This window comes from Micromonospora sp. NPDC052213 (assembly GCF_040679695.1).
In the GTDB taxonomy this organism is placed as follows: domain Bacteria; phylum Actinomycetota; class Actinomycetes; order Mycobacteriales; family Micromonosporaceae; genus Micromonospora.
The window spans coordinates 102373-114978 of sequence record NZ_JBFAVI010000002.1; the positions used below are offsets into that span (position 1 = coordinate 102373).

Genomic DNA, 12606 nt, shown 5'->3' on the forward strand with positions numbered 1-12606 from the left:
CAGCCCCGCGATCATGAATGCTGGTCGTCGGGCATGTCCCGCCGCGTCGGACAGATTCCGCAGCCCCTCGGCGGGTAGACCAGCGGCATGCAGACGTTCCTGCCGTACCCGGACTTCCTGGCCAGCGCCCGGACGCTGGACCAGAAGCGGCTGGGCAAGCAGCGGGTGGAGACCATCCAGGTGCTGCGCGGGCTGACCCGCCCCACGTACGGCTGGCGCAACCACCCGGCGGTGAAGATGTGGGCCGGGTACGAGGAGGCCCTCACCCGGTACGGGCTGGACGTGTGCGCGGTCTGGTGCGAGCCCGGCCGGGCCGACACCTGCGCGACCACGATGACCACCGACCTCGCCGCCGCCTGCGGGCTGACCCGCGTCCGCACCCAGGCGGAGCTGGCCGAGGCCGGCGAGCTGCCGCCCTGGCTGGGCCGCGACGACCTGCACCTGAGCCACCGCTCGTCGCTGCTGCGCAAGGACCCCGGACACTACGGCCCGATCTTCGGCGACGACGTCCCGCCCGACCTGGAGTACGTCTGGCCGGCCTCCGACCGCGAACGGCGCTGCCTCCCGCCGCGGTGAGGCGCTGCCTCCCGCCGCGGTGAGGCGCTGCCTCCCGCCACGGTGAAGGGAAGGGCACCTCGTCAGACGCCTGCGGTGCAGGAAAGGGACCGTTCCGCCCGGCCGCACGGGGCAGACTGGAGGGTCCCCGGGGGGCGGGAAGGTGCACATGGCGCTGTCGCAAGTGGTCGGTCGGCTCCTCGGCGTACGCCAGCACGAGGTGGACCCGGGCGGCGGTGGCGCCCCCCGCGTGCCGCGCCCGGTCGAGGTGGTGGTGGTCGGTGGCGGGATCGCCGGCATGTCGGCGGCGGTGGTGCTGGCCGAGCGCGGCGTGGCGGTGACCGTGCTGGAGGCCGCGCCGACCCTCGGCGGCCGGCTCGGGGCCTGGCGGGAGACGCTGGCCGACGGCACGCGACAGACGAACGAGCACGGCTTCCACGCGTTCTTCCGGCAGTACTACAACTGGCGGTCGATCCTGCGCCGCGCCGACCCGGGGCTCGGCTTCCTCCGGCCGGTCCCCGGCTACCCGGTCCTGAGCGCCCGCTGGCCGGCCGAGGAGTTCGGCCGGTTGCCGCCCGCTCCTCCGGCGAACCTGCTGGCCCTGCTGCTGCGCAGCCCGAGCCTGCGCCTGGGCGACCTGCGCCGCATGGACCGGGACGCGGCGCTGCCGCTGCTCACCTACGACCCCGTACGCACCTACGCCGAGTTCGACGACACCACCGCCGACGAGCTGCTCACCTCGCTGCGGCTGCCGGACCGGGCCCGCGCGATGCTCTTCGAGGTCTTCTCCCACTCGTTCTTCAACCACGAGGCGGAGATGTCGGCGGCGGAGATGATCGCGCAGTTCCACTTCTACCTGCTGGGCAACCCCGAAGGGCTGGCGTTCGACTGCCCCGACGAGGACTACGCGACGGCGATCTGGGAGCCGCTGGCCCGGCACGTGGAGAGGCACGGCGGCCGGGTGCGCACCAGCACCTTCGGCACCGCGCTGACCCGCGACGGCGCCGGGTGGCGGGTGGCCACCGCCGACGGCGCGTCGTACGCCGCCCGGCACGTGGTGCTCGCCGTCGACCCGCCCGCCCTGGCCGCGCTGGTCGCCGCCTCGCCCGGCCTGGTCGACCACGCGCCCGCGCTGGTGGAGCGGATGCCCGCGTTCGGCCGGCCCGGTCCGCCGTACGCGGTGGCGCGCTACTGGTGCGACGGGGACGTGGCCGCCGGGCGGGCGGTGTTCAGCGGGGTGTCCCGGCAGCCGACCCTGGACTCGGTGACCCTCTACCACCGGCTGGAGGACGAGCCCCGCCGCTGGGCGGCCCGCACCGGCGGCTCGGTGCTGGAGCTGCACGCGTACGCCTGCGAGCCGGGCGTGCCCGCGACGGAGCTGGCCGAGCGGATGCGGGCCGAGCTGACCGCGCTCTGGCCGGAGGCGGCCGGGCTGCGGGTCCGGGAGGTGCGCGCCCGGGTGGCGGCGCAGGCGCCGGCGTTCACCCCGGGCAGCCACGCGTGGCGGCCGGGGGTGCGCACCGACGCCGACGGGCTCTACCTGGCCGGCGACGGCATCCGGACCGACTTCCCGAGCGCACTGATGGAACGCGCGGCGGCGACGGGGATCGTCGCGGCCAACCACGTCCTGCGGGCCGAGGGCGGCGCGGCCGAGCCGGTCCGCTCGATCCGGCCCCGGGGCCTGCTCGCCGGGAGACGGTGACGACCACGGCGACGGCCACCGGGTGACGGGTGGCGGGTGACGGGCACGCGGGCGGCGGGCGGCGGGCGGCGGGCGGCGGGCGGCGGGCGGCGGGCGGCGAGGGTGACGAAAACGGGCAAACAGGTCGCTCGGCTCGCCTAGGCTGATCGTCTGGGGTGAGCCGGGAGGTCTGCGGGAATGCCGCCGCGCGGGGACGACGGCCCGCTCGTCGCCGACGTACCGCGGGACGACGCGTACCCGCTGATCCGGGACGAGCGGGCCTGCATCGTGACCGCCCTGCGGCTCGGGTGGTGGATGGCGGACGCGTACCACCACGCCCAGACCGCCGAGCTGCTCGACGCCGGAGACGACCGGCCGGCGGGCGCGCCGGCGAAGCTGTCCAACCTGACCGAGATGTCGGGGCGGCGACGCATGCAGATGTACCTGGACGGGGTGGAGGTGGCCCTCGGCCAGATCGCCGAGCTGACCCGGCGCGGCGCTCCCGCGCCGTCCACGGCCGGGGCGCGGGACCGGATGACGGGCGGAGCCGGGGACGACCTGCTGCTCGCCCTCGACGACCTGAACGTGGACGTGCTGCGCTGGACGATGGCCACCAACCACCGGGTCGGGCTGGCGTACCGGCTGGGACGCTCGCTGGCCGACACGGCGCGGCACGGCGACGCCGACCAGGTGGCGGGGCGCTTCGGCGGCCGGCAGATCCAGCTCAGCCGCTGGCTGGACGAGCTGGCCACCGTGCTGCCGCCGTACTCGGCCGCGGTGGTCCGCCGGTCACTGTCGGCGTGGGCGTCGGCGGTCACCCGGGCGGGCGTCGGCGACCCGACCGAGGCGGGGCTGCCGGACCTGGCCCGCGAGCTGCGCAACCAGGGCGACCTGTGGCGGGGCGTGCTCACCGGCGGCCTGCACCCGAGGGACCTGCTGGACGAGGAGGACTACGCGGTCGTCGCCCGGAACCTGATCATCCGGGACCGGCGGCTGGTGGTGCAGGCCGCCCGGGGGATCTTCTGGCCGGTGCTCGTACCGCTGCTCGCGGTGCTGTTCGCCGTGGTGGGGGTGAGCGCGCTCGCGGCGACCGGCTCGCCGGCGACCCGGGCCGCCGTGGCCCTGCTCGGGCTGGGCGCGGGGACGGCCGCGATCTGGCGCACGGTCTCCGGGCCGGCGCTCGCGGTCGCCGGGGAGGTCAACCGGCCGCTGCTGGAGAGCGAGCTGACGGTACGGATGGCGCTGCGGATCGACCGGCCGCTGACCGCCGCGCGGGCCGCCGGCCGGGCCCGCCGGCAGCGCCGCCCCGACGAGACGACCGCTCGATCGAAATCCGTTGCCCGTCTCTCGCCCGCCGACCTACCGTGATCCCGCAAGGTCAACCACCGCCGCGGGAGCCGTCCATGTCGATGTCGCACGTCACCTGTGTGCCGTCGTGGCTGCCCGGCCCGGCGCGCCCGGCATCGTCGGCGGGTGGCGGCGGTTGCCGAGCCGAAGGCCCCGAGGGCGGCCGGCCCGACTGACGCGTGCCCGCACGCCGTCGAGCCGCCCGTCCGCACCCCGGACCGGGCGGCTCTTTCGCTGTCCGGCCCGTCCAGATCGTCACCGCCACGAAGGGAGACACCGGTGGACGCCGTCCTCGTCGTCAACGCCGACCTCGGCCCGCTGCACCGGGTCACCGTCCAGCACGCGATCCGGATGCTCTGTCGTCGGGTCGCCGAGATCCACGAGGCCGAACCGGACCGGGTGATCGGGGTCTTCCCGGTCCCCCGGGTGGTCCGCCTCGTCCGCTACGTGGTGACCCGCTGGCGGTTCAGCGCCGGGCCGGCGTGGTCGCGGGCCGGGGTGCTGCGCCGCGACGGGCGGTGCTGCGCGTACTGCGGCGGGTCGGCCGGCACCATCGACCACATCCTGCCCCGCTCGCGCGGCGGCCGGAACACGTGGCGGAACACGACCGCCGCCTGCTACGACTGCAACCAGCGCAAGGGCGACCGGACGCCGGCCGAGGCGGGCATGCCGCTGCGGCGCGAGCCGGCGACCCCGAGCTGGGCGGCGCTGGCCGGGCGGTGACGGACCGGCCGGCGGGAACGGGGGGCCGCGTCGGGGGTACGACCCCTGGCGCGGCGCCCGCCGGCCCCTCCCCGGGGCGCGGCCCCGCCGCCCCGGCTACCGGAACCCCCTGACCCGGGACTCCCTGACCCGGAACTCCCTGGCCCGGGACTCTCTGGTTCGGGACTCCCTGGTTCGGGACTCCTTGAGCCGGGACTCCTTGACGCGGGGCACCGGGCGGCCGTTGGCGCAGCGCACGGTGATCACACTGCGGCGGTCGGCGGCGACCAGCTCGACCCGCACCTCCCGCGCCGGGCCCGGCGCGTACTCCTCGACGTGGTGGCCGGCGGCCGGGGTCACGCCGACCACCTCGACCAGCTTTCCGTCGCAGCGGACCGTCACCACCCCGCCGCGCGAGTTCACGTCCACGCCGGACGGCCGGCCCGGCGTGGGGGACGGCTCGACGCCGCCGGTCGGCGCCGGGGCGGTCGGGCTGGCTCCGGTGGGCGCGACCGGTCCGGGACTGGACCGCCCGGCGGTCGCCGACCCGGCCGGCGGACCCGCGTCGGGGGCGGCCGGCCGCCTCGGCGCGTCGGCGGTGACCGGCAGGGCGACCCCGGTGGAGCCCCGCGTGCCGGTGCCGATGCCCGTACGGGGCTCGTCGGGCGGGCCGGACCACTGGACGGAGGGGTCGCCGAGCGTCCCGGCCACCACCACGCCGACCACCACCGCGCCCACCGCCACCAGCACCCACGAGCCCCGCCTCGACCGCCAGCCCCGGCGCCCCGGGCGGACGCCGCCCCCGGCGGCGGGCGCGGTCCCGGCTGGCGCCGCGTCGGCGGGGTCACGCCCGCCGCCAGGCCCCGCCGCCGGCGCTTCTACCGGCCCCGCCGGCCCACCCCGGTAGCCTGCCGGCGCGCCCCGGCGCCCCGCCGGCATCTCCGCGCGGTCCGCCGGCACGTCCGCGTGCCCCGTCGGCACGTCGCGGCAGCCCGCCGGGATGTCCGCGTGCCCCGCCTCCGGATACGGCATCCGGGCGAGCGCCCCGGCGAGGACGCGCGCCGCCTCGGCGGCCGAGGGCCGGTCGCCCGGGTCCTTGGCCAGGCACCGCCGGTACAGGCGGCCGACCTCGGGGGGCACGCCGTCGACCTCCGGCAGCGGGCCCGGCTCGGCGTACGCGTGGGCGCGCAGCATCCCGGTCTGTGTCTCGCTGTGCCACGGCAGCCGGCCGGCCAGCGCCTGGTGCACGAGCAGGCCGAGCGCGTAGACGTCGGAGGCGGGCAGCACCTCGCCGGCGGCGAGCCGCTCGGGTGCCAGGTAGGCCGGGGTCCCGAGCAGCCGTCCCTCGAAGTCGATTTCGGGCGTGCCGGCGACGGCGGCGATCCCGAAGTCGACCACCTTCGCCCCCGTCGGGGTCAGCACGACGTTCTCGGGCTTGACGTCGCGGTGCACCAGCCCCTCGGCGTGGGCGGCGCCGAGAGCGGCGGCGACCTCCGCGCAGACCCGCAGGGCCTCCCGGGGCGGCAGCGGCCCGGCGGCGAGCCGCTGCGCGAGCGTACGGCCGGAGAGCAGTTCCATGACCACGAAGGGCGCGTACCGGTCGAAGAGGAGGGACTCGCCGTAGTCGTGGACGGCGGTGACGTTCGGGTGCGAGAGCCTGGCCGCCGCCTTCGCCTCGGCCTGGATCCGCCGTCGGGCCGACGGGTCCGCCGCCACGAGCACCTTCACCGCGACGTCGCGTTCCAGCACCTCGTCGTGCGCCCGGTAGACCTCGGACATGCCGCCCCTGCCAAGACGCCCGCCCAGCCGGTAGCGGCCCGCGAGCAACTGATCACGCTGCACAGCGGACAGCCTGCCCCACCGTACCGCCCGGCACCACCCATGCGCGGACCGTGTCCGGCGCGCGGTTCGGCCAGGCAGGGTCGGCGGCGGTCAGTCCCGGGCCGGCGGCGTCCAGCCGAAGCGGGGCGGGCGGCGCTCGTGGACGGCCGCGACGCCCTCGCGGGCCTCGCCGCTGGCCCGCACCTGCCCGTGCCACCAGGCGACCCGTTCCTCGTCCGCCCGGCCGTCGATGATCTCCTTGGCGGCCGCCACGGTGAGCTGCGACCGGGCCACCACGGCGGCGGTGACCTCGTCCACCCGGGCGGCGAGCCGGTCGACCGGCAGCACCTCGTCGACCAGCCCGATCCGCAGCGCGCGCTCGGCGTCGATCAGCTCGGCGGTGAAGAGCAGGTGCTTGGCCGCGGCCGGGCCGACCAGCCGGGCCAGCCGGCGGGTGGTGGGCGCCGGATACACCAGGCCCAGCCGCGCCGGCGGCACGCCGAACCGCGCGTCGGTGGCGGCGATCCGCAGGTCGCAGGCGACCGCGAGCTGGCAGCCGCCGCCCACGCAGGCGCCCCGGACGGCGGCGACGGTCGGCTTGGCGAAGGTGGCCAGCCGCTCCTCGGCGGCCACCACCGTGTCGAGGTCGCCGTCGTCGAGCAGGTCGTCCAGCTCGCCCAGGTCCGCGCCCGCGCAGAAGGTGCCCTCGGCACCGGTGAGCACCAGGACCCGGACGGCCGGGTCGGCCTCCAGCTCGTCGAGCAGCCCCGGCATCCGCCGCCACATCCCGGCCGTCATCGCGTTGCGCCGCGCCGGGTTGTGGATCACCACCGTCGCCACCGCCCCGGTCACCTCGACGAGGAGTTCCGCGTCCGCCACCGTCACCACCCCTTCGCCCCGACCGTGCCGCCGGCTCGCCGCGACGCCGGCCGCCCCGGTCGGCGGCGCCGGTGCGGCGACCATAACGGCGGGAGCCCGGCGACCGTCCGCGCGGGGTGGCAGGCGGCAGCGCCGCCGCGACCAGTCCGGCGGTCTCGGCGGTCTCCTCACCTGCGATCGGTAGGCGTGCTGCCGCAGCGCGCCCACCGATCATGCCGGCCTGTCGCCAGTCAGCCCCGGGGGAACATCTGGCCGATGCGGATCTTGTTGCCGAACGGGTCGCGGATGCCGAAGTCGATCCCGTACGAGCGTTCCATCGGCTCGTCGGTGATGTCGACCCCCTTGGCGACCAGGTCCTCGTACGTCTTGTGGGCGTCGTCGGTGGTCATGAAGAGGGTCCCGCCCAGCGCCCCCTTGGTGAGCAGCTCGCGGACCTGCTCGGCGGTGGCCGGGTCGAGGGCCGGCGGGCCGGGCTTCTCCAGCAGGATCTCGCGCTCCGGGTCGCCGGGGATGTTGACCGTCAGCCAGCGCATGAAGCCGAGGTCGGCGTCGGTGTTGACCTCCATGCCGAGCTTGCCGACATAGAAGTCGAGGGCCTCGTCCTGGTCGAGGACGTAGATCTGGGAGCGGCTGATCGCGTTCATCGTCATGCCGGGAACGCTACGGGGCGGCCCTGACCTGCTGCTTATCCAAAACTGCTGGGTCGGGTCCACGCCTTGGTGAAGCAGCTCGGCACGACCGCGGCGACCGGGGCCCTGCGCCTGCGGTACTCCGACGGCGGTTCCCCGACGATCTGGCGGAACGTGCGGCTGAACGTGCCCAGGCTGGAGAAGCCGACCGCGTAGCAGATGTCGGTGACGTCCCGGTCGGAGTGCAGGAGCAGGTACATCGCCCGTTCCACTCGCCGCCGCTGGAGGTAGCGGTGCGGGGTCTCGCCGAAGGTGGCCCGGAAGGTGCGGATGAAGTGTGCCTCGGAGACGTACGCGATGCGGGCCAGCGCCGGGATGTCCAGCGGCTGGTCGTACGCGCGGTCCATGGCGTCCCGGGCGCGCAGCATGGCCCGGTTCGACTCCTCGGCCGCCCTGCTCACCGGCCCAGCATAGGCGCTGGTCACCGGGTGGCCCGACCCTGCCGGCCCGGCGGAGGCGCCCGCGGCGGGCACGGAACCGACGGACGTGGAGCTGGTTCGGGGGACGCCGGCGCGCCCGGTCCCACTCGGCCTGGTACTCCAGGGGCAGATCACTGCTCGGGACCCAGGACAACGCCCACCGCGTCAGACTGAGCAGCTGGTCGGGGCTCACGGCTGGCAACGCGGCGAAGTCACCGGGGAGCACGTCGAGCGGGAAGTGCTCCACGCTGCCATCCGAGGCGACCCGTCAGGCGCTCGGCGAGCCCGACGGGCGGCTGTCATGACCCCGGCTGCTGTCAGCGTTGCTGTCAACCGGCCGGCTCGCGACAGTGCCCGGCGAGGAATGCCTGATGGAATTGGAGCCCCCGGCCGGGATCGAACCGGCGACATCTCGCTTACAAGGCGAGTGCTCTGGCCAGCTGAGCTACAGGGGCGCGTGGTGTCGACGTCAGCATAGCGACTGACGTCCGGATTTCCCGCTCGGCAGGCCCTGCGAGCACCGGAAACGTCCACGCGTCGGTCCGACAACCGAAAGAGCGGGGGCGATTGATGTCCGCCCGTGCCCGAGTGCCCGGAATGTGTATGCCATCCGTCCCATCCGATGCTCCGCGCCTTGGCAGGTCGGGGAAAGCCGTTTACCGTGCAGTGACACGGATGACACCTCGATCATCGGCGCGTCGCCCGTGGGCCGGTGCACACACGCGCCGGCCGCTCCTTCCACTCGGATCGTCCGGCACGTTCCTGCCGGTGAAAGGAAGCACCTGACCATGGCTACGGTCACCTACGCCAAGGCGTCCCGGATCTACCCGGGCACCGAGCGTCCCGCCGTCAACCAGCTCGACCTGGAGATCGGCGACGGCGAGTTCCTCGTCCTGGTCGGCCCCTCCGGTTGCGGCAAGTCCACCAGCCTGCGCATGCTCGCCGGCCTGGAGGACGTCGACCAGGGTTCGATCCACATCGACGACCGGGACGTCACCCACCTGCCGCCGAAGGCCCGCGACATCGCGATGGTCTTCCAGAACTACGCCCTCTACCCGCACATGACGGTGTACGAGAACATGGCGTTCGCGCTGAAGCTGCGCAAGACCTCCAAGGCCGAGATCGACCGGCGGGTCAAGGAGGCGGCGGCGCTGCTCCAGCTCGAGGAGTTCCTGGGCCGCAAGCCGAAGGCCCTCTCCGGCGGTCAGCGCCAGCGGGTGGCCATGGGCCGGGCGATCGTCCGCGAGCCGCAGGTCTTCCTCATGGACGAGCCGCTGTCGAACCTCGACGCGAAGCTGCGTGTGCAGACCCGTACCCAGATCGCGTCGCTGCAGGCCAAGCTGGGTGTCACCACCGTCTACGTCACCCACGACCAGGTCGAGGCCATGACCATGGGCCACCGGGTGGCGGTCATGCTCGACGGCGTCCTCCAGCAGGTGGACACCCCGCGGGCGCTCTACGACACCCCGGCCAACGTCTTCGTCGCCGGCTTCATGGGCTCCCCCGCCATGAACATCAAGACCGTGCCGCTGAGCGAGCGGGGCGCCTCGTTCGCCGACCTGACCATCCCGCTCACCCGTGAGCAGGTCGAGGCGGCCCGCGCCGACGGCGGCGAGAGCAAGGTGACCGTCGGCTTCCGGCCGGAGGACTGCGACCTGGTCAGCCCGACCGAGGGCGGCATGCCGGTCGTCGTCGAGCTGGTCGAGGACCTCGGCTCGGACGCCAACGTCTACGGCCACGCCGCGCTGGAGGGCAACAACGAGCGCTTCGTGGTCCGTACCGACCGGCGCACCATGCCGAACATGGGCGACACCGTGTTCGTCAAGCCGCGCGAGGGCCGCAGCCACGTGTTCAACGCGGCCACCGGCAACCGCATCTGACGTACGGCGCTGAGCTGACGTAAGCGAAAACGGGCGGCCCGCCATCGGCGGGCCGCCCGTTCCGTGTCTGCGGGCTCAGCCCTCGGCGGCCCGGCGGCGGGCCACCTCGGCGAGGGTGACCGCGGCGGCGACGCTGGCGTTGAGCGACTCGACGTCGGACACCATCGGGATGCTCACCGTGAGGTCGCAGGTCTCGCCGACCAGCCGGGACAGCCCCCGGCCCTCGGAGCCGACCACGACCACCAGTGGGCCGACCGCGGCCTCCAGGTCGTAGAGGTCGGTCTCGCCGTCGGCGTCCAGGCCGACCACCACGAAGCCGGCGTCCTGGCAGGCCTTCAGCGACCGGGTCAGGTTGGTGACCTGGGCCACGGGCACCCGCGCGGCCGCGCCGGCGCTGGTCCGCCAGGCGGTCGCGGTGATCCCGGCCGCCCGCCGCTCCGGTACGAAGACACCCTGCGCGCCGAAGGCGGCGGCGGACCGGATCACCGCGCCGAGGTTGCGCGGGTCGGTCACGCCGTCCAGCGCCACCAGCAGCGGGGCGGTCTGCTCCAGCGCCGCCGCGACGAGGTCCTCGAAGGGCTCGTACGCGAACGGCGGCACCTGGAGCCCGATGCCCTGGTGCAGCACCCCGCCGGTCATCCGGTCCAGCTCGGCGCGGCTGATCTCCAGGATGGCGATGCCCCGGTCGGCGGCCGTCCGGACGATCTCGTTGACCCGGTCGTCCATGTCGATGCCCTGCGCGGTGTAGAGCGCGGTCGCCGGCACCTGGGCACGCAGCGACTCCAGCACCGGGTTCCGCCCGACCAGCAGCTCCGGGGCGTCCTTGGCCGGGTTGGACTTGCGGCCCGGGGCCACCCGGGGGCCGCCACGGCCGGCGGGGCGGGCACCCCGGCCGGCGGTGCCACGACCGCCGCCGCCCGGCGTGCCACGACCGCCGCCCTTGCCCCAGGTGGTGTCCTTGGTGCCGGGCTGGCCGACCTTGGGGGCGCGCCCCTCCTCGGCCGCCACCCGGCGCTCCTTGTCCTGCTTCCAGGCGGTGCGCTGGGGCAGCTTCTCGGTGCCCGAGTAGGCCTTGTGCCAGGGCCGCTCGTCGGCGGGCAGGGTCCTGCCCCGCCCGGCGAGGGCGTCCTTGTTCTTGCCGCCGGAGCCCTTCGGGGCTCCCGCCTTCGGCGTCAGTCGCCGGCCACGGCGCTGCGAGTTGCCGGCCATCAGTCCTGCTCTCCAATAGTCCAACGGGGGCCCTGGGGGGTGTCCTCGACCACCACGCCGGCCTGCTTGAGCTGGTCGCGTACCGCGTCGGCGGCGGCCCAGTCCTTGCGACCGCGGGCCTGCGCGCGCTGCTCCAGGGCCAGCGCGATCAGGGAGTCCACCACGCCGCGCAGGTCGTCCGCGCGGCCGCCACCGGTCCACGCCGGGTCGAGGGGGTCGACCCCGAGGATATCCAGCATGGCGCGGGCGGCGGCCAGCGCCGTGCGGACGGTCACATCGTCGCCGCCGGTCAGCGCGGTGTTGCCGTCGCGGACCACCTCGTGCAGGACGGCGAGCGCGGCGGAGGTGTTCAGGTCGTCGTCCATCGCCGCCGCGAAGGCACCCGGCAGCTCGCCGAGCTGGCCGGCGCCGACGCGCTCGGCGGCCCGCTGCACGAAGCCCTCGATCCGGCGGTACGCGACGGCCGCCTCGCGCAGCGCGTCCTCCGAGTAGTCGATGCGGGAGCGGTAGTGCGCGGCGGCGTAGTAGTAGCGCAGCTCCACCGGGCGCACCCCGAGCGAGTCGACGTACGCCAGATCGAGGGCGTTGCCGAGCGACTTGCCCATCTTGGCGCCGGCGATGCTGAGCAGCCCGTGGTGCACCCAGTAACGGGCGAACGGCAGCCCGGCCGCCTGCGACTGGGCGATCTCGTTCTCGTGGTGCGGGAAGGTGAGGTCCAGCCCGCCGCCGTGGATGTCGAACTCGGCGCCGAGGTAGCGCCAGCACATCGCCGAGCACTCGATGTGCCAGCCCGGCCGGCCCCGCCCCCACGGCGACGGCCAGTAGGCGTCCGCCGGCTCGTCGGGCTTGGCGCCCTTCCAGAGTGCGAAGTCGCGCGGGTCCCGCTTGCCCCGTTCGGGGGCGTCCCCTGCCGACTGCATGTCGGCGGGTGACTGGTTGGACAGCGACCCGTACGCCGGCCAGGAGCAGACGTCGAAGTAGACGTCGCCGGAGCCGTCGGTGGCCGGGTAGGCGTGCCCGTCGGCGATCAGCTTGGCGATCAGCTCGTGCATCTCCGGGATGTGCCCGGTGGCCCGCGGCTCGTAGGTCGGGGGCAGCACGTTGAGCGCCCGGTAGGACTCGGTGAGGATCAGCTCGTTGGCGTACGCGATCGACCAGAAGGGCCGCCCCCGCTCCACCGCCTTGACCAGGATCTTGTCGTCGATGTCGGTCAGGTTGCGGATGAAGGTGACCTCGTAGCCGGCGGCGAGCAGCCAGCGGCGCAGCACGTCGTAGTTGACACCGGAGCGAAGGTGGCCGATGTGCGGCGGGGCTTGGAGGGTGAGACCACACAGGTAGACCCCCACCTTGCCGGCTTCCCGCGGGACGAAGTCCCGCACCGATCGGGTGGCGGTGTCATACAGGCGTAGCGTCACCGTACAAGG

Annotated in this window: 11 protein-coding genes and 1 tRNA gene; 5 read left to right on the top strand and 7 right to left on the bottom strand. The window is 74.8% G+C overall.

All coding sequences use genetic code 11. The features are described from left to right. The first annotated feature begins 87 nt into the window (after positions 1 to 87). The 4 genes from AB0L34_RS01250 (at position 88) to AB0L34_RS01265 (ending at position 4306) form a co-directional block, all read left to right on the top strand. Positions 88 to 576: an MSMEG_6728 family protein gene (locus AB0L34_RS01250; protein ID WP_357462108.1), complete on the top strand. Its 489-nt coding sequence runs from the start codon at positions 88 to 90 to the stop codon at positions 574 to 576. Positions 577 to 724: 148 nt separating this feature from the next. After that, positions 725 to 2257 carry an FAD-dependent oxidoreductase gene (locus AB0L34_RS01255; RefSeq protein WP_363700881.1) on the top strand — a complete coding sequence of 511 codons (1533 nt, stop codon included), beginning with the start codon at positions 725 to 727 and terminating at the stop codon, positions 2255 to 2257. A gap of 177 nt (positions 2258 to 2434) precedes the next feature. After that, entirely contained in the window at positions 2435 to 3604 is a 1170-nt protein-coding gene (locus AB0L34_RS01260; protein ID WP_363700883.1) for a hypothetical protein, read from the top strand. 258 nt (positions 3605 to 3862) lie between these two features. Beyond that, positions 3863 to 4306, top strand: a complete 444-nt coding sequence (locus AB0L34_RS01265) for an HNH endonuclease (protein ID WP_350706799.1) — start codon at positions 3863 to 3865, stop codon at positions 4304 to 4306. A gap of 96 nt (positions 4307 to 4402) precedes the next feature. Here AB0L34_RS01265 and AB0L34_RS01270 read toward each other — a convergent pair whose 3' ends face one another. The 5 genes from AB0L34_RS01270 to AB0L34_RS01290 all read right to left on the bottom strand — a co-directional run bounded on the left by AB0L34_RS01270 (position 4403) and on the right by AB0L34_RS01290 (position 8548). Further along, positions 4403 to 6127, bottom strand: a complete 1725-nt coding sequence (locus AB0L34_RS01270; protein ID WP_363700885.1) for a serine/threonine-protein kinase — start codon at positions 6125 to 6127, stop codon at positions 4403 to 4405. Between the two features lie 90 nt (positions 6128 to 6217). Next, entirely contained in the window at positions 6218 to 6991 is a 774-nt protein-coding gene (locus AB0L34_RS01275) for an enoyl-CoA hydratase/isomerase family protein (RefSeq protein WP_363700923.1), read from the bottom strand. Positions 6992 to 7215: 224 nt separating this feature from the next. Continuing rightward, positions 7216 to 7635: a VOC family protein gene (locus AB0L34_RS01280; protein WP_350706796.1), complete on the bottom strand. Its 420-nt coding sequence runs from the start codon at positions 7633 to 7635 to the stop codon at positions 7216 to 7218. Between the two features lie 35 nt (positions 7636 to 7670). Continuing rightward, positions 7671 to 8075: an AraC family transcriptional regulator gene (locus AB0L34_RS01285; protein ID WP_350706794.1), complete on the bottom strand. Its 405-nt coding sequence runs from the start codon at positions 8073 to 8075 to the stop codon at positions 7671 to 7673. A 396-nt stretch (positions 8076 to 8471) separates the two neighbouring features. After that, a tRNA-Thr gene (locus tag AB0L34_RS01290) sits at positions 8472 to 8548 on the bottom strand. Between the two features lie 333 nt (positions 8549 to 8881). On the opposite strand from AB0L34_RS01290, the gene ugpC reads away from it, so the two are divergent. Continuing rightward, positions 8882 to 9973: a sn-glycerol-3-phosphate ABC transporter ATP-binding protein UgpC gene (gene ugpC, locus AB0L34_RS01295; protein ID WP_350706790.1), complete on the top strand. Its 1092-nt coding sequence runs from the start codon at positions 8882 to 8884 to the stop codon at positions 9971 to 9973. A gap of 75 nt (positions 9974 to 10048) precedes the next feature. Here the strand turns inward: ugpC and rlmB are convergent, their stop codons facing one another. Together rlmB and cysS are read right to left on the bottom strand one after the other, a co-directional pair. Continuing rightward, positions 10049 to 11182 carry a 23S rRNA (guanosine(2251)-2'-O)-methyltransferase RlmB gene (rlmB, locus tag AB0L34_RS01300; protein WP_363700888.1) on the bottom strand — a complete coding sequence of 378 codons (1134 nt, stop codon included), beginning with the start codon at positions 11180 to 11182 and terminating at the stop codon, positions 10049 to 10051. Further along, on the bottom strand, positions 11182 to 12597 hold the full coding sequence (cysS, locus tag AB0L34_RS01305; protein WP_363700890.1) for a cysteine--tRNA ligase: 1416 nt from the start codon (positions 12595 to 12597) through the stop codon (positions 11182 to 11184). The genes rlmB and cysS overlap by 1 nt, the downstream gene beginning before the upstream one ends. Positions 12598 to 12606 lie beyond the last annotated feature (9 nt).